Annotated in this window: 26 protein-coding genes and 2 pseudogenes; 9 read left to right on the plus strand and 19 right to left on the minus strand. The window is 59.7% G+C overall.

Annotated features, from left to right (window positions below; genetic code table 11):
* Positions 1-5 precede the first annotated feature (5 nt).
* On the plus strand, positions 6-1,847 hold the full coding sequence (locus BM234_RS03915) for a putative bifunctional diguanylate cyclase/phosphodiesterase (protein WP_092060786.1): 1,842 nt from the start codon (positions 6-8) through the stop codon (positions 1,845-1,847).
* A 26-nt stretch (positions 1,848-1,873) separates the two neighbouring features.
* Here the strand turns inward: BM234_RS03915 and BM234_RS03920 are convergent, their stop codons facing one another.
* Positions 1,874-2,629 (minus strand): NAD kinase, encoded by a 756-nt coding sequence (locus tag BM234_RS03920; protein WP_092061362.1) that lies wholly within the window; start codon positions 2,627-2,629, stop codon positions 1,874-1,876.
* 172 nt (positions 2,630-2,801) lie between these two features.
* Here BM234_RS03920 and glyA point away from each other — a divergent pair, with 172 nt between their 5' ends.
* The 3 genes from glyA to BM234_RS03935 all read left to right on the plus strand — a co-directional run bounded on the left by glyA (position 2,802) and on the right by BM234_RS03935 (position 5,421).
* Entirely contained in the window at positions 2,802-4,097 is a 1,296-nt protein-coding gene (gene glyA, locus BM234_RS03925) for a serine hydroxymethyltransferase (RefSeq protein WP_092060788.1), read from the plus strand.
* 171 nt (positions 4,098-4,268) lie between these two features.
* On the plus strand, positions 4,269-4,613 hold the full coding sequence (locus BM234_RS03930; protein ID WP_092060790.1) for a hypothetical protein: 345 nt from the start codon (positions 4,269-4,271) through the stop codon (positions 4,611-4,613).
* A 58-nt stretch (positions 4,614-4,671) separates the two neighbouring features.
* Positions 4,672-5,421 carry an alpha/beta fold hydrolase gene (locus tag BM234_RS03935; protein ID WP_092060792.1) on the plus strand — a complete coding sequence of 250 codons (750 nt, stop codon included), beginning with the start codon at positions 4,672-4,674 and terminating at the stop codon, positions 5,419-5,421.
* Here BM234_RS03935 and BM234_RS17420 read toward each other — a convergent pair.
* Positions 5,411-5,554, minus strand: a complete 144-nt coding sequence (locus BM234_RS17420) for a hypothetical protein (RefSeq protein WP_175501189.1) — start codon at positions 5,552-5,554, stop codon at positions 5,411-5,413. The two genes, BM234_RS03935 and BM234_RS17420, sit on opposite strands and share 11 nt — an antisense overlap.
* Positions 5,555-5,601: 47 nt before the next feature.
* Between BM234_RS17420 and BM234_RS03940 the strand changes: the two genes are divergently transcribed.
* Positions 5,602-6,474 (plus strand): GNAT family N-acetyltransferase, encoded by an 873-nt coding sequence (locus BM234_RS03940; RefSeq protein ID WP_092060793.1) that lies wholly within the window; start codon positions 5,602-5,604, stop codon positions 6,472-6,474.
* Here BM234_RS03940 and BM234_RS03945 read toward each other — a convergent pair.
* From BM234_RS03945 to BM234_RS03955, 3 genes are all read right to left on the minus strand, one after another.
* Entirely contained in the window at positions 6,462-7,187 is a 726-nt protein-coding gene (locus BM234_RS03945; RefSeq protein WP_092060796.1) for a hypothetical protein, read from the minus strand. The two genes, BM234_RS03940 and BM234_RS03945, sit on opposite strands and share 13 nt — an antisense overlap.
* A 175-nt stretch (positions 7,188-7,362) precedes the next feature.
* Positions 7,363-7,908 (minus strand): peptidylprolyl isomerase, encoded by a 546-nt coding sequence (locus BM234_RS03950; RefSeq protein ID WP_092060797.1) that lies wholly within the window; start codon positions 7,906-7,908, stop codon positions 7,363-7,365.
* Positions 7,901-8,407, minus strand: a complete 507-nt coding sequence (locus tag BM234_RS03955) for a peptidylprolyl isomerase (protein WP_092060799.1) — start codon at positions 8,405-8,407, stop codon at positions 7,901-7,903. The genes BM234_RS03950 and BM234_RS03955 overlap by 8 nt, the downstream gene beginning before the upstream one ends.
* A gap of 122 nt (positions 8,408-8,529) precedes the next feature.
* Here BM234_RS03955 and BM234_RS03960 point away from each other — a divergent pair, with 122 nt between their 5' ends.
* The 3 genes from BM234_RS03960 (at position 8,530) to BM234_RS03970 (ending at position 11,223) form a co-directional block, all read left to right on the plus strand.
* Entirely contained in the window at positions 8,530-9,720 is a 1,191-nt protein-coding gene (locus BM234_RS03960) for a phosphoglycerate kinase (RefSeq protein WP_092060801.1), read from the plus strand.
* Positions 9,721-9,863: 143 nt separating this feature from the next.
* On the plus strand, positions 9,864-10,793 hold the full coding sequence (locus BM234_RS03965) for a class I fructose-bisphosphate aldolase (protein WP_092060802.1): 930 nt from the start codon (positions 9,864-9,866) through the stop codon (positions 10,791-10,793).
* A gap of 127 nt (positions 10,794-10,920) precedes the next feature.
* Positions 10,921-11,223 (plus strand): FtsB family cell division protein, encoded by a 303-nt coding sequence (locus tag BM234_RS03970; RefSeq protein WP_425439218.1) that lies wholly within the window; start codon positions 10,921-10,923, stop codon positions 11,221-11,223.
* Positions 11,224-11,247: 24 nt separating this feature from the next.
* Here the strand turns inward: BM234_RS03970 and cysE are convergent, their stop codons facing one another.
* Positions 11,248-12,060 carry a serine O-acetyltransferase gene (cysE, locus tag BM234_RS03975; protein WP_092060804.1) on the minus strand — a complete coding sequence of 271 codons (813 nt, stop codon included), beginning with the start codon at positions 12,058-12,060 and terminating at the stop codon, positions 11,248-11,250.
* Positions 12,061-12,238: 178 nt separating this feature from the next.
* On the minus strand, positions 12,239-12,502 hold the full coding sequence (locus tag BM234_RS03980; protein ID WP_092060806.1) for a hypothetical protein: 264 nt from the start codon (positions 12,500-12,502) through the stop codon (positions 12,239-12,241).
* A gap of 100 nt (positions 12,503-12,602) precedes the next feature.
* Between BM234_RS03980 and BM234_RS03985 the strand changes: the two are divergent.
* A pseudogene (locus BM234_RS03985) lies at positions 12,603-13,535 on the plus strand (IS5 family transposase).
* Positions 13,536-13,590: 55 nt separating this feature from the next.
* On the opposite strand, the pseudogene BM234_RS03990 reads toward BM234_RS03985, so the two are convergent.
* From BM234_RS03990 to BM234_RS04045, 12 genes and pseudogenes are all read right to left on the minus strand, one after another.
* Positions 13,591-14,013: pseudogene (locus BM234_RS03990) on the minus strand (phage distal tail protein, Rcc01695 family); the annotation flags it as partial.
* A gap of 37 nt (positions 14,014-14,050) precedes the next feature.
* Positions 14,051-14,713: a phage tail tape measure protein gene (locus tag BM234_RS03995; protein WP_092060810.1), complete on the minus strand. Its 663-nt coding sequence runs from the start codon at positions 14,711-14,713 to the stop codon at positions 14,051-14,053.
* A complete protein-coding gene (locus BM234_RS04000) occupies positions 14,706-14,909 on the minus strand; it encodes a rcc01693 family protein (RefSeq protein ID WP_092060811.1) in 204 nt (67 codons plus the stop codon). Before BM234_RS04000 ends, BM234_RS03995 begins: the two co-directional genes overlap by 8 nt.
* Complete coding sequence (locus tag BM234_RS04005; RefSeq protein WP_092060813.1) at positions 14,906-15,226, minus strand: gene transfer agent family protein; 321 nt, start codon at positions 15,224-15,226, stop codon at positions 14,906-14,908. Before BM234_RS04005 ends, BM234_RS04000 begins: the two co-directional genes overlap by 4 nt.
* The gene (locus BM234_RS04010; protein WP_092060815.1) at positions 15,226-15,639 is read right to left on the minus strand and encodes a phage major tail protein, TP901-1 family; all 414 of its coding nucleotides are present in this window, start codon (positions 15,637-15,639) and stop codon (positions 15,226-15,228) included. The genes BM234_RS04005 and BM234_RS04010 overlap by 1 nt, the downstream gene beginning before the upstream one ends.
* A 24-nt stretch (positions 15,640-15,663) precedes the next feature.
* A complete protein-coding gene (locus BM234_RS04015; protein WP_092060817.1) occupies positions 15,664-16,074 on the minus strand; it encodes a DUF3168 domain-containing protein in 411 nt (136 codons plus the stop codon).
* Positions 16,071-16,409 (minus strand): head-tail adaptor protein, encoded by a 339-nt coding sequence (locus BM234_RS04020; protein WP_092060819.1) that lies wholly within the window; start codon positions 16,407-16,409, stop codon positions 16,071-16,073. Before BM234_RS04020 ends, BM234_RS04015 begins: the two co-directional genes overlap by 4 nt.
* Positions 16,406-17,008, minus strand: a complete 603-nt coding sequence (locus BM234_RS04025; protein WP_092060821.1) for a head-tail connector protein — start codon at positions 17,006-17,008, stop codon at positions 16,406-16,408. The genes BM234_RS04020 and BM234_RS04025 overlap by 4 nt, the downstream gene beginning before the upstream one ends.
* Before the next feature lie 154 nt (positions 17,009-17,162).
* Positions 17,163-18,329 carry a phage major capsid protein gene (locus tag BM234_RS04030; RefSeq protein ID WP_092060823.1) on the minus strand — a complete coding sequence of 389 codons (1,167 nt, stop codon included), beginning with the start codon at positions 18,327-18,329 and terminating at the stop codon, positions 17,163-17,165.
* 31 nt (positions 18,330-18,360) lie between these two features.
* Complete coding sequence (locus tag BM234_RS04035; RefSeq protein WP_092060825.1) at positions 18,361-18,912, minus strand: HK97 family phage prohead protease; 552 nt, start codon at positions 18,910-18,912, stop codon at positions 18,361-18,363.
* A gap of 17 nt (positions 18,913-18,929) precedes the next feature.
* On the minus strand, positions 18,930-19,160 hold the full coding sequence (locus BM234_RS04040; RefSeq protein ID WP_092060827.1) for a GTA head formation protein, RCAP_rcc01685 family: 231 nt from the start codon (positions 19,158-19,160) through the stop codon (positions 18,930-18,932).
* Positions 19,150-20,337: a phage portal protein gene (locus BM234_RS04045; RefSeq protein WP_092060829.1), complete on the minus strand. Its 1,188-nt coding sequence runs from the start codon at positions 20,335-20,337 to the stop codon at positions 19,150-19,152. Before BM234_RS04045 ends, BM234_RS04040 begins: the two co-directional genes overlap by 11 nt.
* Positions 20,338-20,349: the final 12 nt, after the last annotated feature.

The following is a 20,349-nucleotide window of genomic DNA, read 5'->3' on the forward strand; positions in this document are numbered from 1 at the left end:
TGGAAATGGGCTATCCCGTCCCACTGTCTGAGTATGCACGCTTGAAGGTGGTCGAACGCCTTCGTGTCGAGGAAGCCGAGGTCGATCAGGATATTGAGCGGCTTGTCGCACTCGCGGCGCAGGTCGCTGGCCTGCCGATCGGCTTGTTGTCGATCATGCATGCGGACGAACAGCAATTCATCGTGAATCACGGGCTGCCTGAACTGTCCGGCACGCCGCGCGAACATGCATTTTGCAGCTATCCTATCGGAGAGGGCCGCACGCTTCATGTGCCCGATGCCCATGACGATGCCCGCTTTGCGCAGAACCCCCTTGTTGTCGGCGCGCCGCACCTGCGCAGCTATGTCGGCGTTCCGCTTGAGGTTGAGGAGGGTATCCACGCCGGAACGCTGTGCCTTCTTGGTCATGAGGCACATGATGTCGACACTGTGACCCTGGACCGGATCATTACCATCGGTACCGCGATTACCCGCCTGCTGTGCAGTCAACGGGATCGCCGCGAATTGGATGAGGCACACGCCAAACTGGATTTCGAACGGCGCGTGGTTGAGCGGGCGTCCCGCACCTGCGGTCTTACTGGCCTTCTCAACATGACCGCCTTCCGCGAGGAAGGCACGAACATCATCGACGACAGGCAGGAGTCCATGCAACTGGCCCTTGTCGATATCGACGAATTCCGCACGATCAACGAACGGTTCGGGGCCTTCATCGGGGATGAGTTCCTCGCCGCTCTTTCGGAATCTATCCATTCTCTTGGGGCGCGCAATTGCACCGCCGGTCGCGTTGGTGATGACAAATTCGCGCTCTTGCTGAGAACAGTCGATAGCACCGCCGAAGAGATCATCGAACGTCTGCGCGCCAAGTTCTATGAAAGCACGCGGCCTTTGGGCCTGATCGAAATGGGCCGGCTCAGCGTCGGTCTGGCGGGCAGCGAAAACGGAGCGCCCAGTTGGCGGACTCTGCTGTCCAATGCCGAAGTCGCCCTTCATGCGGCAAAATCTCTGGGCCGGGACCGCACCGTTCGGCACGATGAGGCCATCGACCGCGTCTATAATATCAAAGCCTTCCAGAGCGCGTTTACCGAAGCGATCCTGAAGGGGGAAATCGTCCCCTATTTTCAACCGATCATCGGCTTGGAAACACGGCGGATCGAAGGCCTGGAAGTTCTGGTGCGCTGGCATCAGGACGATGGACAGGTGCGCCCCCCCGCGCAGTTCTACAAGGCGTTCAGCGATCGGTTGCTCGCCCCACTATTGACGCGGCGCATCGCTGATGCCGTATGTGATATCCTCCCGGAATGGCGCAGACTGGGGCTCAATCCCGGCAAGATTTGCTTGAACGCTACCGCCGAGGATGTGGCGCATCCCGACCAACTCATGGATATCATGCACGAGCTGGCAGCCGCCGGCCTCAGTCCGTCAGATCTCACTATAGAGGTCACGGAAACCATCGTTATGGACGATCCCGAAGGCGGCATGCGACGCACGCTGCAATCCCTCCGGGACAAGGGCGTCCGTGTCGCGCTGGACGATTTCGGCACAGGTTTCGGCAGCCTGACCCACCTCAGTTCCTGGCCCGTCGATATCCTCAAGATCGACCGACAATTCGTTCGCCGCCTGCCCCGCAGCGAAAAGGACCGCCATATCGTTCGGAGCCTCGTCGATCTCGCTGGACGGTTGGGGCTGGAGACGGTCGCGGAAGGCATCGAGACAGACTGGCAGCGTGATTTCGTGACCGAAACGGGATGCGATTACGGCCAAGGGTTTTTCTATTCGCCCGCGGTTTCAGCCGAGGAAATCAAAGATCTGCTGCTGCGCGAACGCGCCCACGGCCGTCATACCGGCTAAGCCCATCTTCCGGGGATGTCCGGTCGTTAGACGAATTGTTCCTGAATAAGACGTTCTTCCAGCCCGTGGCCCGGATCAAAGAGAATCCGGTGCCGGATCGACGGCTCTGAATGTATTTCGACCGTCTGCACATTCCGTACCGACCGACCATCTGCATCTGCCATAACCGGCCGCTTGTCGGCTTCGTTCACGTCAAAACGCACCGTCGCAGTTTTGGGCAGCAATGCGCCGCGCCACCGCCGCGGACGAAACGCGGCGACAGCCGTAAGCGCCAGCACATCCGCCCCGATCGGCAAGATCGGACCATGGGCGGAGTAGTTGTAGGCTGTTGAACCTGCTGGCGTTGCGAGCAGCGCGCCATCGCAGACCAACTCATCCATCCGAAGGCGTCCATCGACCGTGATCCGGAGCTTGGCAGCTTGAGGGCCTTGCCGCAGCAGCGAGACCTCGTTGATGGCCAGTTCCTCGCGGATCACACCGTCGCGCTGTGTCGCGCGCATCATCAGCGGATTGACGACCTCTTGCTCCGCCATGCTGAGCCGCTCCAGAAGCCCGTCTTCAAGATACTCGTTCATCATGAAACCGACCGTGCCACGGTTCATCCCGTATACCGGGGCATCGATTTCCTGCGTGGCGTGCAACGTCTGGAGCATGAAACCATCGCCGCCAAGGGCGACAATAACGTCCGCCTCATAGACGGGGGCATCGCCATAGCGATCCGCAAGGACATCACGCGATTGCTGCGCGATCTCTACGCTACTGGCCACAAAGGAAATTTTCATCCCGAAATTCGTGCCTTTCCGATCCGCATCAATCCGTTCCGACAGAAACACAAGTTTCCCCCCGGGGCCAGCACTGCGCGCGTCTTTCGGTCGCCTTTTGCTTTCCACGCTTTTCGCTCGCCGGGTCATGCGCTAGGAAATTTCAACAATCACATGGACAGAGGATGCCCCGATGGACGCCCCCACCCGCGACACCGGCTTTTTCACTGAAAGCCTTGAGAGCAGAGACCCCGAGATTTTCGGCGCAATCGAACAGGAGCTGGGCCGCCAGCGCGACGAGATCGAACTGATCGCGAGCGAGAACATCGTCTCGGCGGCGGTGATGGCGGCACAAGGCTCTGTCATGACGAACAAATATGCCGAAGGCTATCCCGGGCGGCGGTATTATGGCGGTTGCCAGTATGTCGATATCGCGGAAAACCTTGCCATCGAGCGGGCGTGCAAGCTGTTCGACTGCGGCTTTGCCAACGTACAGCCCAACTCCGGCAGTCAGGCAAACCAGGGCGTCTTTACCGCACTGTTGCAACCGGGGGACACGATCCTCGGGATGAGCCTCGACGCGGGCGGCCACCTGACCCACGGGGCGCGCCCCAACCAGTCGGGCAAATGGTTCAACGCGGTGCAATATGGTGTGCGGCGGCAGGATAACCTGCTGGATTACGATGAGGTCCAGCGCCTCGCCACCGAGCATCAGCCCAAGCTCATCATCGCGGGCGGCTCGGCGATCCCGCGCCAGATCGACTTTGCCAAGATGCGGGAAATCGCGGATTCCGTGGGGGCCTATCTTCATGTGGACATGGCGCATTTCGCGGGCCTGGTTGCGGCGGGCGAGCATCCTTCGCCCTTCCCCCACGCGCATGTGGCAACCACTACGACCCACAAAACCCTGCGCGGCCCGCGCGGCGGCATGATCCTGACGAACGACGAGGCACTAGCCAAGAAGTTCAACTCGGCGATCTTCCCCGGCATTCAGGGCGGTCCGCTCATGCACGTCATCGCGGCCAAGGCCGTGGCCTTTGGCGAAGCGCTTCGGCCGGAGTTCAAGGATTACATCCGGGCGGTCATCGCCAATGCGCAGGCCCTTTCTGACCAGCTCATCAAAGGCGGTCTCGACACGGTCACACATGGCACCGATACCCATGTGCTGCTGGTCGATCTGCGGCCCAAAGGTGTGAAGGGCAATGCCACCGAAAAGGCGCTTGGCCGCGCGCATATCACCTGCAACAAGAACGGCGTTCCGTTCGATCCCGAAAAGCCCACCGTCACATCCGGCATCCGGCTCGGATCGCCCGCGGGCACGACGCGGGGCTTCGGTGAGGCCGAGTTCCGTCAGATCGCGGATTGGATCGTGGAAGTCGTCGATGGGCTCGCCGCGAATGGCGAAGATGGCAACGCGGAGGTCGAGGAAAAGGTCAAAGCCGAAGTCGCGACGCTGTGTGCCCGTTTCCCGATCTATGGGGATCTGTGATGCTGCATATGCAAGCATCCGTTCGGTGCACGAAGGTATACGATTAACCGTATGAAATAGCTTGCATATCTGCCATGCAGCGAGAGGGGTTTCGCTGCATGGCCTTCCTGTTTATGCTGCAATGCAGAAACACACGGGCTTTGCCCGACGTACGCAATTGCAGGAATCTCCATGATGAAACTCGCCGTTACAGCCGCCCTTCTTTCCCTCGCCACAGCCGCGCAGGCAGAAGACATCCAACTCAACACGCCCATGGCCGCCACAACCATGATCGACGGCCCCGTCGACATGACCGTCTACTTCATGGAGGCGGACGCCGGATTCGATGTGACGGCGCATTACCTTGCGCGCCATGATTCCGCCGAAACCAATCGCCTTCAAATGACCCTCGCCGACGGGGACAGCGTGCACTTCGGTCTGCCCGGACATGCCGGCACGCTCTACACCTTTGCCCGCGACGGCGAGACGGTGAAAGTCAGCCACGCGCGCACGTGGCAGCAGCTTGCACGCAACTGAGTGAACGCAAGGCGCGGGACCTCTGGATTTTCGCGCCGCGCGACGCTACGGCTTGGTCATGCTGAACACGATCCGACATGGCCAGGCCACCGATCTTCCACCACTTGTCATCCTCCACGGGCTGTTCGGGTCCGCACGTAACTGGGGGGTGATAGCCAAACGTCTCTCCGATCAACGTGAGGTGATTGCCGTCGATCTGCGCAATCATGGACAGAGCCCTTGGCGCGATACGCACAGCTATCCCGAAATGGCGGAGGATCTGGCCGAGACCCTTCCGGATGGTCCGGTTGATCTTATCGGTCATTCGATGGGCGGCAAGGCCGCGATGGTCTTTGCCCTACAGCACCCCGACCGCGTCAATCGGTTGCTTGTCGCCGATATCGCACCGGTCTCCTACTCCCACAGCCAGATGCAATTCGTCGATGCGATGCGGGCTGTTGACCTTTCCAAGGTGGAGCGTCGTTCGGATGCGGCCGCGCAATTGGGGGATCTTGGAGTTGAGCCAGCCCTGCAGAGCTTCTTCACGCAATCACTCGATGTGAAGGCGCGTCGATGGTTGCTCAATCTCGACGTTCTTGCCGCAGAGATGCCAAAGGTTCTCGGATTTCCCGAAATTAAAGCACAGTTTGAGCGGCCTGCGTTGTTTCTCTCCGGCGGAATGTCAGACTATGTTCGCCCAGAGCACCGGGAGACGATCCGGGCCCTGTTTCCAGCCGCGCGATTTGCGAAATTGCCCAAGGCCGGGCATTGGCTGCATGCCGAAGAGCCGCGCGCTTTTGAGAAATCCGTCCGGGTTTTCATGGGCTGAACGCCCAGACGATCCCCTGCACCACCAGATAGGCCGGGACCGACAGAAGCAGCGCAACCAGCAGCGCCGCCTGCCATGTCGGGCGCGGTGTGGGCGCAATCTCGCCGAAAATGGGATCAGAGGACCGATTCATCGCGCCTATTAAGGCCGCGTTAAGGTGAAGGTCCGGTTAATCTCGGCATGAAAATCACGCACGCGCCCGCCCCTTCGGCTTCCTTGCTGCCTTTACAGCAACACCCGGCCTATGCGCGCGCGCTGCGTGCCGGGGGGCGCTGCGTCGAAGAGCTTTGCCTGACGAGCGGGACGGCCTCTGGCAGCGCGCTTGCTTTGCGGCGGTCATTCGCCGGTTTCCCTGTGTCTCTTGTGTCGCGCGGTCCGATCCTAGATCGCGGCGCGGAGCAGGCGGACGCGATCGGATCCGTGCGGGGTCATTTGCGTGGCGCTGTCATCTTTTCCCCCGATCACCCCCCCGCCATGCGCGGGCTCGTCCCGTTGATGACGGCGGCACATGTGGCGGAATGGCGGCTTCACTCCAACGCGGCCGATCTGCGCGCGGCGCTGCGCGTGAAATGGCGAAATCGTCTCACCCGCGCAGAGGCCGAGGATACGGAGGTGCGCGTATCACCGATGCCGGCAGATCCATCACACTGGCTGTTCGCGCGGGAAGCGGCTTTGCGGCGCAGGCGGAAATACCGCGCCCTGCCCGCTTGGCTCGCTGTGGCCTATGCCGCGACCTCGCCGGATCTTGCCTGGCTGTTCGAGGCTCGGAAGAATGGAGAGACGGTTGCGGGAATGCTGTTTCTGCGCCACGGCGGGGCCGCCACCTATCACATGGGATGGTCCGGCGACGAAGGGCGGCGCGTCTCTGCCCATACGCTCCTGCTATGGCGCGCGGCCACGTTTTTCGCGCAGCGCGGAGTGGAGCGGATCGATCTGGGAACCGTGGATACCGAAAGCTCGCCGGGGCTTGCACGGTTCAAGCTCGGAACGGGCGCAAAGCTGCGCCCGCTTGGCGGAACCTGGTTGGCCCCGCCCTGGCTTCAGGCCTGCTGACGGCGGCGCAAAAACCCGAAGGCGAACAGCGGCGCAAGCAGCATCAGGAATGCCGGCGGCAGCGGTACGGGGGATGGCACAAGTTCCTCACCAGGTTCAGGCGCCGTTCCCGGATCCGTCCCAATAGGAATGAAAAACCCGGAGCCATCGCCGATGCGGCGGTTGCGAAGCTCTTCGAGCCAGCGCCTCGCGCTTTCACGGTCGAACCTCGGGCCGTCGTGATCTCCGTAAACAAAGTCGACGATCCGATTTCCACCGCCGTGGCCCGATGTCTCATAGCTTCGGGTGAGTGTTGACGGAGAGCTCGACGACGTACGTGATCTGTTGTCGTCCTCATCGGATCGACCCCGCGCTTCGGAGACGTCGAAATCATCGAACCGGGTATCTCTGTCCGAGCCACGAGAGCTATCCCCAGAGACGGCGCTCGTCTCACCATAGCGCTTGGTGCTCTGCTGGTCGCGCTCATCGGTTCGCCGGTCTGCTGGCTGATCGCGGCTACCGCGCGAGCCCATCCATGAGTTTGTTTCATAAAATGCCAATTGGATCTCATCGCGCGGCGACGAAACGAACCCATAAGACGGGTGATGACAAGGCTGCACGCTGGCCCCACCGAGCGGAGAACGCTCAAGCACTCCGCAGGTTGGCGCCTGAGCGGCGTTTACAAGTCCAACGCTCAGAAAGAGCAAAAGGATGACGACAGAGGATCGTAGCATTCCACTACCCCACAAATTCAATTTCCCTGTGCCGAAGCACACGCATGACATGATTGGGGGTAATTGAGGCGAAACCATGACCGGTCAACAAGTGACGCTAGGTCATATTCGCCCGCTATACTTTTGCTCCGGGGATTATACCCCGGAGCAGAAACAATTAACCAAAATCAGATGGTTAATCGGTGACGTTAACCGTCTTCATCTGGTCTGGCTGGCCGATGACCGCGCCATTCGGCCCGGCTCCACGCTTGATCGAATCAACCACATCCATGCCGTCCGTGACTTCTCCGACCACAGTGTATTGACTGTTCAGGAAGGGACCCGGCTCGAACATGATGAAGAACTGGGAGTTGGCGCTGTCCGGGCTCTGAGAACGCGCCATGCCGACCACACCGCGCTCAAATGGCAGGTCGGAGAATTCCGCCGGAAGGTCGGGCCGATCGGAACCGCCGCGGCCGGCCATCGCCATATCGCCGCCAGATTTTCCGAATTGAACATCGCCCGTCTGGGCCATGAAACCGTCGATCACGCGGTGAAAGACGACGCCGTCATAGGCACCCTCTTCGGCAAGGGCCGTGATCTGGGCGACATGCTGGGGCGCGACATCTTCGAACAGATCGATGGTGATGGTCCCATTCGCTTCACCCGTGACGTCAATCTGGAGTCCCGTGGCGAGGGCCGGACTTGCGGCAAGGCTCAAGGCAAAGGCAAGCTTATGCATCGGCAGCAACCTTCACCGAGATCATCCGGTCGGGGCTTGCAGGCGGCTCGCCGCGTGTCAGCGCGTCGACATGCTCCATCCCCTCGATCACGCGGCCATAGACCGTGTACTGACCGTTGAGGAAATGATTGTCCTTGAAGTTGATGAAGAACTGGGAATTGGCGGAGTTCGGATTCTGGCTGCGCGCAGCGCCGAGTGTGCCACGATCATGCGGAATGCGCGAAAACTCAGCGGGCAGATCGGGAAGTTTGGACCCACCGGTGCCGGCCCGGCCAAGGTTGAAGTCGTCTTCCATGTCGCCATGTTCCACGTCGCCCGTCTGGGCCATGAAACCGTCGATCACCCGGTGGAACGCGACGTTGTCGTATTCACCTGCGCGCGCCAATTCCTTCATGCGTTCAGCATGTTTCGGCGCGATGTCGGTCAGAAGCTCGATCGTGACCGTGCCATTGCTCAGCTCGATCAGGATAGTGTTCTCAGGGTCCTTGATGTCGGCCATTGGGCTCTCCTTTTCTGTCGGCCCCACACCTATGCGTACACCAAGGACTTCTCAAGCGGCCATTGACCCCGGAAGGGTGTTGAGGGAAGAACAGCATGAGGGACAAGGATCAGGGGGCAACTATGGCCTGGAAGACGCTCGACGACATGGATCTGGCGGGGAAGCGGGTGCTTGCTCGTGTGGATATCAACGTACCGCTGGAGGGGGGTGTCGTGACCGATGCGACCCGCATAGAGCGGATCTCGCCAACGGTTCAGGACATTCTTTCCAAGGGAGGCAAGCCCATCCTGCTGGCGCATTTCGGTCGCCCGAAGGGAGTGCGCGTGCCTGATCTCAGCCTGCAACAACTTGTGCCCGCGCTGGAAGCCGCGTTCGGAGCGCATGTTGTCTTTGCCGCCGATTGCATCGGACCGGGCGCGGTTGCGGCGGCTGATGCCCTCAAGGAGGGTCAGGTTCTGCTGCTGGAGAATACGCGCTTTCACGCCGAAGAGGAGCAGAACGATCCGGAGTTTGCGAAGAAGCTTGCCGAAGTCGGCGATGTCTTCTGCAACGATGCCTTCTCTGCCGCGCATCGCGCGCACGCGTCGACGACCGGTGTGGCGGAATTGCTGCCCTCCTGCGCCGGACGCCTCATGCAGGCGGAACTCTCCGCGCTTGAGGCTGCACTTGGAGAACCCGAGCGGCCCGTCGTCGCCGTTGTTGGCGGCGCAAAAGTGTCCACCAAGCTCGAATTGCTGGGCAATCTGGTGGAGAAGGTCGATCAGCTTGTGATCGGCGGGGGCATGGCCAACACCTTCCTCGCAGCGCTAGGGAAACCCGTCGGGTCATCTCTGTGTGAGCATGAGATGGCCGATACAGCGCGCGAAATCTTGGGCAAGGCCGAGGCCGCCGGGTGCGAGATCATTCTGCCGGAGGACATCGTCGTCGCGCGGGAATTCAAGGCGAATGCGGAGAATGAAACTTTGCGCGCCGATGCTTGCCCGGAGGATGCGATGATCCTCGATGCAGGACCGGAAACAGTCAGCCGGATCAAGGTTGCTCTCAAAAGTGCCAAGACGCTGATCTGGAATGGTCCGCTTGGTGCCTTTGAGATTGAACCGTTCGATGCGGCTACTGTCGCCGCTGCGAAATACGCAGCAAAACGAACCATTGAGGGAAAGCTGACCTCCGTGGCCGGCGGCGGGGATACGGTCTCCGCTCTCAATCGAGCCGGCGCAGCCGAAGATTTTTCCTATGTTTCGACAGCAGGCGGCGCGTTTCTCGAATGGATGGAGGGCAAGACCCTCCCCGGTGTGGCTGCCTTGGGCGGCTGATATCGGAGCATCTTGTCGTTTGATCGGCAACAATCCCCCATGGTGGCGCAAACAGCGCCGCCGTTAGCGCCACCACATTTGCAAGGCGCGCGTCGGCGTCCTATCCATCGCCGAAGAGATATTTCAACAAGAGGACTTGCCCCATGAAATCCACCCGCGTCGTCCAGAAGATCCTGGCCAATTATGAGGGCGAGACGCCCGGCGTGAAGGCCAATCTCAATCGGATGCTGATGACGGGCAAGCTCGGCGGCACTGGCAAGATGATCATTCTGCCCGTCGATCAAGGCTTTGAGCACGGCCCGGCGCGAAGCTTCGCGCCCAACCCTGCGGCCTATGACCCTCACTACCACTATCAGTTGGCAATTGACGCAGGGCTGAATGCCTATGCCGCGCCGCTCGGGATGATTGAGGCGGGCGCCGACACCTTTGCCGGGCAGATCCCGACGATCCTCAAGGTCAATTCCGCAAATTCGCTGATGTCTGATACCGCAGGAAAAAATCAGGCGATCACCGCCTCGGTGGATGATGCGCTGCGCCTCGGCTGCTCGGCCATCGGATTTACCATCTACCCTGGTTCGGACAATGCTCTCGACATGTTTGAGGAAATTTCGGCCATGCGTGAAGAGGCCGCCGCCAAGGGGATTGCCTCCGTGGTTTGGTCGTATCCGCGCGGTGAGGCGATCGACAAGGACGGAGAAACGGCGATCGACGTGGCTGCCTACGCGGCCCAAATCGCGGCTCTGCTTGGCGCGCATGTCATCAAGATCAAGCTTTCGACCGATCACCTGATGCTGGGCGCGGCAAAGACTGTCTACGAAGAGCAGAAGATCGACATCGCTTCTCAGGCCGCCCGCGTGAAGCACTGTATGGACAGCGCTTTTGGCGGTCGCCGTATCGTGATCTTCTCCGGTGGCGCCAAGAAGGGTACGGACAGCGTCTATGATGATGCCCGTGCGATCCGCGATGGTGGCGGGAACGGGTCGATCATTGGCCGAAACACCTTTCAGCGCGAACGTTCCGATGCCCTAGAAATGCTCGGCAAGCTGATCGACATCTATAAGGGCAAGGCCTGAACCAAATTCAGTGTGGGGGCGATGCAACGCCCCTACATTCCCCGATTGCGGGGGATAGGCAAAGTATACCCTACATGACAAACTCGTCTCAACGTCCGGTACAAGACGAAAGAACGAGGCAGTTTTAATGGTGAACAAGCGCCCCCGCGCCTCCTTGGGCAGTCTGGCCTTCTTTGCTTTGGCATTGGTACTTGGGGGATACTTCACCTTCTCCGCGGTCCAAGGGCCCTACGGGCTTTTCCGCCGCGCGGTGATTGAAGCCGAAGCGGAAGGGCTTCGCGCTGAACTGACCTTGATCGAAGCCGACGTTCAAAAGATGGAAAATCTCACTCGCCGTCTTTCCGACGACTACCTTGATCTGGACCTGCTCGATGAACAGGCCCGCGAGGTCCTCGGTTTGATCCGCGCGGATGAGATCGTCATTCGCTAGAGCAACCTCAAGCAAGATCGCTGTTCAGCTGTTTCCGCGCCGAAGCAGGTGATCCATGCTCATTGCAGGCTGATCGCATCCCGCTTCACCGACGATCTTCGCAGGCACGCCCGCCACCGTCTTGCAGGGCGGAACTTCGTGTAGCACGACAGATCCCGCAGCGATCCTGCTGCAATTTCCGACGCGGATATTGCCCAAAACCTTCGCACCTGCGCCGATCAACACACCATTGCCGATCTTGGGGTGACGATCCTCTTTTTCCTTTCCGGTACCGCCCAGCGTTACGGAATGGAGCATCGACACATTGTCGCCGACAACGGCCGTTTCGCCGATCACGATGGAATGGGCGTGATCAATCATGATCCCCTTTCCGATCCGAGCGGCGGGGTGAATGTCGACACCGAATACCTCAGAGACGCGCATCTGGATCAGATACGCGAGATCCCGACGTCCAGAGTGCCAGAGCCAATGCCCGACCCGATAGGCTTGAATGGCTTGGAATCCCTTGAAAAAGATTAACGGTTGCAAGAACCGATGGCACGCAGGATCGCGCTCATAGACCGCCGCAATGTCGGCCCGGGCCGCGAGGGCGATCTCCGGATCGGTGGCGTGAGCTTCGTCCGCAATCTCTCGAAGCAATTGTTCCTGCATCTCCGCGGATGCAAGTTTCATGGCGAACCGGTAGGCTAACGCTTGCTCCAGCGTACGATGGTGAAGCACACAGGCATGCATCATCCCACCGAGAAATGGCTCTTCCTGGAGAGCTTGGGTGGCCTCCCTCCTGATCCGTTCCCAGACCGGGTCGAGCGGCGCGAGATGCGTCTTCGTCTTTGCCATCGGTCAATTCCTGTCGCTTCGATAAATATCGACCATAGCAAATAGGGTACTTGGGGAACAACGCAAAGCTGCGTTTTGAGATAACCCAAGCAACGGGATCACACCCCCCTTACCTGCTGCCTCTACAGCAAGCTTGCTCTATCAATCGCGCGGGTTGTCGAAAGTCACAACAATCGCCTCAAAGCACGATGTCTTTCAGAGCCGCTGGCCCCGGACCGAACCTGGCAGAAACCTGCGCGACGGCAAACGTCACGGGGCCAGGGCCATCCGCCTCTACTGCGTCAGTTTCATAGCTCCAGTACGGTAGATCGACAAAATTCTCTCGCAAAACCCGCCCATCACGGAGCACCTGCACCAGATACTGTTCGCGCTCTTCTCCAAGCGGCACTTCGGGAATATCCCAGTTATCGCCCTCAATGCGCGTGCGCCTGATCCAACTCAAATGTAAGCCATTAGGAGTTCCGTTAACCCTCACAGGCCTTGTTGCACAACTCTGACTATGGACGATTCACAACGTGAATCTATGCGGTTAGAGGGTCTTTGTGAGCAAGCCACCTCCCGCCCGCTACCGCACGACGACCTGGTCCAGCTACAACGCGGCGCTGCGCAGGCGCGGCTCGATGTTGATCTGGGTGGACCCAGACATGGCTTGGCTGGCACCGCACGAAGGCCGCCCCGGCCGTCCACCCGTCTTCTCGGATGCCGCCATCCAGTTCTGCCTTTCGGTTAAGGTCCTTTTTAAGCTCCCGTTGCGACAGACCGCGGGGATGGTGGCCAGCCTACTGCGGCTGGCGGGGCTGAATTGGTCCGTTCCTGACTTCAGCATCCTGTGCCGTAGACAGAGAACGTTGACCGTTCAGATCCCGTATCGCCGCGTCGATGGACCGCTCAACCTGCTCGTGGATAGAACAGGCATCAAGTTCCTCGGCGATGGAGAGTGACAAGCCCGCAAGCACGGCGTTCAGGGCCGCCGCCAGTGGCGCAAGGTGCATCTGGCCATGGAGACGGCCACCTCAGACATCCGGGCGGTCGAGTTCACTCCCAGCAGCGACGGTGACAGCCCAATCCTGCCTGAGCTACTCGGCCAGAGTCCCAAAGATGAACAGATCGGCACGGTGACAGCTGATGGTGCCTACGATACGCGCCGCTGCCACAAGGCCATCACCGAACGACGGGCGATCCCAATCATTCCAATCCGGAAGAACGGACGCGCCTGGAAGGAAGACTGCCCGGCAGCGAAGGCTCGGAATGAGACGCTGCGCGCCACGAAGCACTACGGCCGGGCATTCTGGAAGCATTGGACCGGATACCACGCTCGAAGCCGGGTCGAGGCCAAGATGCGATGTCTCAAGGCATTCGGTGAACGCATCGCCGCGAGAGACCCAGACCGCCAAACCGCCGAGATCCACGTCCGCAGTGCATTAATGAACCGCTTCAATGCCCTCGGCTCTACCGAGATCATTCGCGGGGCATAACGCCAGCGGGGTAAGGGTAAGTCGCGCCTCACGCGTGAGTTCTGCAACAATGCCATTCAGTACTCTCTTCGTCGTCCAAACCCACACGAACGGTGCCCGAGACGGGCTTCAGGATCGGACGGGAATAGCTTTGTTCGCCCGAAACATAGGTTTTGGACAAGGCCCAAATCCGTTGTTGCCCATCACCGATCCCAATCAATTGGTCCCGGTAGGATATATCAGCAGAGGCAGCGCAGGATTTGTAATCCGACCAATCTTTCCACCGGAACGCGTGGAGCTGCCCCCGTCGCGCTTCGAAGAACGCCACCAGTTTCTCGATATCATCAAGCGATCGCAGCCCGATGCCCGCGTCATAGCGTCGACGAGAGTGTTTCCATGGTGTATTTCGCTCTTCAAAGCCATTGGCGAGCGTGACGACATCTGTCCGCCGCTCGGGTCCGCCCAGGGAACCAAAGCTTAAGTTTGCTGGAAATCGCACATCGTGAAAGCTCGTGCTCTTGTCCGTCGATCATAATTTAGCGATTGCGTTGGCCCTGCTGGAGCGCTCTGCTCATCTGTGCGGCAATTTGACTGCGGCAGCGTTGAAAGCTTGCCGCATCAGGGGTCTGAATGTTCATGACAACGGTAACCCCGCCACCACCGCCTTGCGATTTGACCCCCAACTTCCCGTCGAGACCTCGCGACAGCGGCATGATCGCCTCTGGTCCGGCTTCCCCCATCAGGCCCGTACCGCCCCGTATAGGAAAAGAGGTAGGCGAGGATACGACACCTCCAACGGCGAAAGGCGTCACCCGCCCTTGGGTGAAAGTGCCTCCTTTTGCGAAGGGCATCACTCCATTGATAAGCCCGCCTACCCCATGCGCCATCAGCCCGCCGAAATGATCCGTTACGGGCGTTGACGCTGCGCGGAAGGCTGTAGCTACGATCGAGTTAGCGACAGTCCGAAGAGCGTCAGACGCTTTGAGCCCATCGAATACAACGCCGTCGAGTGCTTTCCTCAACCCTCCAGTCATCCCTCGTTCCAAGGCTTTGACATCATTTCCGGCGCTTGAAATTGTCGAAGCCATCCGTTTGATTTCGGCATCAAATGCAGCGGTGATTGCAGCGGTATTTGAAATGCTCTCCCGGAGTGTGTCCGTCTGGTCGTGGAGTTCGTCAAACTCGTCCGAGCTATCCATCACTCGCTCCTCCATTGGTATCGGGATAGGATTCAGAAAGAGACTGAAGCCGCGCACGGGACAGTGGCGCATCCGTTCCGCCCTGCCCCAGCATGAACATCAACTCCGCAGGTGTGAGCGCCCAGAATTCTGCGGGGCGAAGTCCAAGATCACGAATGCCGGCACGCATAAGGCCCGACCAATCGAACTTACTCATGCCCCCTCGGGCAGGGTGAAGGCGCGGACCAGCAACTCCGCCGCGGCGCGAGTTGCCGCAACCGGGCCACCTTCAATATCCGCGGAGAGAAGGTCAGAGCGGCATACACTCCAACCCCCTCCCCGGAGCCCTGCGATGATTAGGGCCAGGACATCGCTCGTAGTGAAGCCTCCAGCTTCGAACCGCTCGACCATATCGATCAAGGTTCCGGCGTTTAATGATGCTTCCAACTCCGCGAGTGCCCCCAGCGTCAATTTCATGACCCGAGGCTTGCCATCAACGACGAGTTCCACCTCGCCTGCATACGGGTTTGCCATTATAGTGCCGAAAAGCTGAGTTGACCCGCGGACGCCATCGACATTTCGTATGTCGCTTCACCATCGTAGCTTCCAGAATACTCGATGGAAGAAATCATGAAGGGTCCCTCAATCACTCCAAAATCAGGGATGATCACCTGGAACGGGGGTGTTTCCCCATCGAAGAATACTTGGCGGGTACGCTCGTCCGTCGAAGCGTCTTTAAAGACACCCGATCCGGAAATACCGGCGCTCTTTACTCCCGCGCCGCTAAGCAACTCACGCCACCCACCGGCGCTTTCCATGGACGTGACATCAATAGTCTCCGCGTTGAAACTTAGCCGTGTCGCCCGGAGCCCCGCGATCGTTTCGAAGTCTCCACCACCCGTCAAATCCACTTTGATCAAAAGGTCTCTACCGTTCTGAGCGCCCATCTGGTCACCTCTCATTGTAAGAAATCAGTCATCCTCGACACGAGCGCGGAACGTCAGGTCGATGCGCCTCTCCGCACCCTTGTCCTGTCGTCGCGCCTGTGCTCGGACGAAGTGCATCCCGATGAGCCGGCCTCGGTCGAGGTTCAACTCAACGCGATGCAACGCGTCGGAAATGGCTCCCGCAACCGACTTGGCCCGGCGGAACCCTGCAGTATCCGTGACCACCGAGATAACGAAACGATGCTCTGCGCCGTTGCTGGTATTGTCCGAACGGTCACGCACATCTTCGGGGCCAAGCGCGATATAGGTTGATGGCGGTATGCCGGAGGGGATCGCATCATAGATCGCCGTTCCGACCTCCGCTCGTACAGCGTCATTCTCGGCCAAATGCTGATAGACAGCCTTCTGCAGGGCGGCCGATAGGGCATAGGTCATGAGACGGTTTCCTCCTCGGTGAAACACGTCAGGTAGCGTCTGCCAGGATCGTCATCCGCTACTGCCAGAATCGGAAAAATCCGGGTCGTGTCGCGAAAGCGTTGTCCCGCCCTCGGCCTTGATGAGTATCCCACAGGCGTCGCGCGGACGGTGACGACGTAAGGCACGGTGGCGCGCGGCATCGTCGTTCCCGAAGTCTCTCGACCCGAACGCGCGCGAACCTCTGCCCAGAGCGTTCCGAGTGCCCGCCACTCTTCGGTGAACCCACCGGCGCCATCCTCACTTCGTTCGAGCGTTTCCAATATCAGTGGCCGATTGAGGCTGATGCCACTCATGCAACGCCTCCACCGACAAAAAGACGTACTGTTCGATAGCGTTCGATCAGGGAGGCGACACCGAAAGGCATGCAGCCACCCGAAAGCGCGCGTTCTTCACGATATTCGTAGTAGTGCGAGGCCAGCAACATAACCGCCTGCCCCAAATCCGCGGGAATCGTCGACCATTCCACACCATACCCGGCCGTAAAGACGATCTCCGCAGAGCCCCCCGGAGGGATTGAGGGCAGGACCGCCCCGGTGGGACGGACCCGCGGCCGTTGGATATCGCGCTCAAGCCAGTACCGGTCCGCCTCGATCACAACCACCTCGCCAAGACGGTCATGTATGATGAATTCGGTGATTGCCGATACTGGGGCCACCGGCAATGCTTGCGCGCCCGCATCACGCCACGCAGAGAGACTCCAAGAGAAGTCCCTTTCGATCAGCACCTTCCCGGTACGTGCTTCGATCGCGGCAATCGCGGCGCGAAGGAAGCTCTCCAAGACCGGATCCTGGACTGCGTCTTCAGCAAATCCGGTCCCAAGCCGCAGGTGGTTCTTGAAGGCTTCGACCGGAAGGGCTTCGGCCGGGATGGTCGTTTCTTCCACTAACATCATGGAACTTCTCCGATCAAACAAATCCCCCGGAAGTAAATGGGCGCGCGACCGGCAGGCATTGCTCGGACGGAGGGGGTAGCAGCTGGAAAACACCTGCATGGAATTGGGCGCGCGCCCTGGTTCAGGCGGGAAACCGTCCCGCCCTATCGCCGCCTCAGGAGACGGAGAATTTCAGAAGTTTGATCGCCGAGAAATCGGTCACGTCGCCGCCAACCCGCTTGGTGGCAAAGAAAAGAACGTTGGGTTTCGCAGAGAAGGGATCACGCAGAATGCGCAAGTCAGGGCGTTCGGCGACGGTGTAACCCGCAGAGAAGTCGCCAAATGCGATGGGAGTGGCCCCAGTGGCGATGTCGGGCATGTCTTCGGCGATGAGAACGGGATATCCCATCAGGCGCGCAGGCTCCGCCGCGGCAAGACCATCGGACCAGAGGAAGCGGCCGTTAGCATCCTTGAGCTGACGAATGGAACCTGCAGTTTTGGAGTTGAGCACGAAGGACGCATTCGCCCGATACTGCGCGCCAAGCGAATAGACCAGTTCCACGATCGCATCCGCGCCACCAAGGTCGCCATCGACACCGGTCGCAACGTAGCCGAGGTTGCCCCAAGTCCAGGATCCGGCATCAACGGCTGGATGCGCAAGAAACCCCTTTGGTTTGTCGATACCGTCGCCGGAAACAAATGCCGCGGCTTCAGCGCGTGAGAATTTCTCTGCGATCCGCTTGGCGAGCCAGCCCTCTACGTCAAAAGCGCTGTCGTCAAGAAGGCGCTGCGACGCTTTGGGCAAAGCCGATAGCTCGTGAAGCGGAATTGAGATCCGATCGATCTGTGGAGTGTCGGTTTCGGTAACCGACGCAGACTCGGTCGCCCAGCCGTGGCCGAGTTCCGAATGGTCAACCAGCACGTCATAGGTGGTCGCTTCAACATTGACGACGTTTGCAACAGCCCGAATGGATGCCGTTGACGACAGGACTGATTGTACGCTTGCCGAGGTCACCGGATCGACGAGGTAGCCGCCATCTGCTGCGATCGCGGTGCTCAAGGCCTTGCCTTCGAGTTCAATGCCGCGCAGCCCATCATCGTCACCGCTGCGCAGATACGCCGAAAAGGCCTTCTTGTGAGGAACCTCGACCTCAGTGGAATTACTCAGGATTGGGCGAGCCGGCGCGAAATTTTTGCGTTCGATCATGTTCAGTTTCTCTTCCTGCTTGTTGAATTTGGTCTCGATTTCGGCCTTGAAGCCCTTAAGATCGCTTACAAAACCGGTAACGGCCTGCGCGACCTCGGATACGCCCATGGCGCTCCGATCAGACAAGTCTGTCATAAGGATCTTTCTCTGTTTGGGGCGACTGATCCTAGTCAGCCAACTCTCGGCGCGCCTGTCTGAACAGTTGCGCCAATTCAAAAGTGGGATCGCCGTCACGCTCATCGCTTTTGGCGCCCACGCGGGCACTGGGAAGCATGGGGAAGGTCACGAGAGAGACCTCCCAAAGCTCCAGTTCGGTCAGGAGCCGCTGGCCCCTGTCGTTCTTCGCAGAGCGCACCGTGCGATAGCCGATCGACAACCCGTCGATCGCCCCTGCATCAATGAGTGCCTTGGCCTCACGGCCCTTTTCCACTGCTTCGAGAATTCGCCCCTTGACATAGAGGCCCCGAGCGTCCTCGTGCACTTCGTCCCAAATGCCGATGGGTTGCGCCGGGTCATGCTGCCAAAGCATTTTGACACTGCGTCCATCGCGTAGGATGCGCTCGAGGGAGGTCTTGTAGGCACCTTGCTGCACAACATCGTTGCCGTGATCGCACTGGCCGAAATAGCTGGCATAGCCTTCAATTTCCGTACCATCAGTAACGGTAAGATCTTGGTCAAAGCGGCAGAATTTGCGCTCTAGGCCGAAGTCATCCTTCATACCTTGTCCTTTTCTGTTCATCCTGGAACTGCCGCGATAAGTGACTGGAAAGCCTGCCCGATTATGGCCGCAGCCACGCCATAGACAGTCAGCCACAGGCGTTTCTCGAGCCGCTCGATTGTTCCTTCGTGTTTCTCAATGCGCTCTTGCAAAGTCTTGAATTGCAGCGCCGCCAAGCGCTCATATGCTTCGAGCCGCAGGCCCGGAGCGCATTCAAAAGACTCAAAGCCGCCGCGATCATCCGGCATCCGTTTCTCCTTCCGGCAACCCGGGCAGCCCTAGGAGAGAACGCTTTTCCGCGAGAGTGAGGAAACTTGCGTCAGCAACCCGCCGCCATTGTTGGTCGCGCTCCTGAGCAAGCGCCGCAACCTGATCGAGGTCCGGTTTGATCTCCACCTGCTCGCCGGTAAAGCCTGACAACCAATGACCAATTGCCGCCGTGACCCGGGTGGCGAGTGGCAATACCGTCAGGCGATAAAACGCCCTGTTGGCCTCCTGATAGTTCGCGTAGGTCGCATCACCCGGGATCCCGAGCAGCATTGGCGGGATACCAAACGCAATTGCGATCTCCCGGCCTGCGGATTCCTTTGTTTTCTGGAATTCCATGTCCGATGGTGAAAAGCCCATCGGCTTCCAATCCAATCCACCTTCCAACAACATCGGGCGGCCCGCGTTCCGAGCGCCCTGATAGTTCGCCTCCATCTCCACCACGAGTCGGTCATATTGATCCGGAGAAAGGCCACCAGTTCCGTCTACTCCCTTATAAATGATCGCCCCGGATGGTCGCGCGGCATTGTCGAGCAATCCCTTCGACCAACGTGATGCGCTGTTGTGAACATCGATCGCGGAAGCCGCCGCTTGCATTGGGGAGAGACCATAGTGGTCGTCCTGCGGATGAAAGCTCTTGATCTGACAGACGGGCGAAGCCCCTTCCCCAAGGTGAAAACGATGTGTGCGCCCGCCCACCGAATACTCATAGGCAATTGGCCATCCGTCCGCGCCGGGGACAACGCTCATCCGGTCCGAGCGGAGCACGTGCAACTCAAAGGGCACGCTCTCATCCCCGCCGACCGCCTCGACGTATCCGTTCCCCGTCAGCAGGATCTGACCATAGAGTGCTTCGAATAGCTCCGCCCTTCCTTGCGCTAGGTTGGGCCGGCCGATGAGGTCCAGGACCGGGTGCACGTCGTAGCGCCGCTCCTTGTCCTGCAGAACCAAGGGAAGCGCCGCGGCTGCCTCTGCGATCAGCTTTACAGCACGGAAGCAGATCGGATTTCCCGAAAAGCCGGTCCGGGTGAGCGAGGCCGTATCTCTTGGGCTCCAAGCGACCCGCCCGGATGTGCCGAAGGCAACCACTGGCCCTGTCGCGCTCGCCTTGCGCTCCGGAACCGGGGGCTCATTACGCTTGAGAAAGTCAAAAACCATTCGGTTCTCCTC

Source organism: Poseidonocella pacifica (assembly GCF_900111875.1).
In the GTDB taxonomy this organism is placed as follows: Bacteria; Pseudomonadota; Alphaproteobacteria; order Rhodobacterales; family Rhodobacteraceae; genus Poseidonocella; species Poseidonocella pacifica.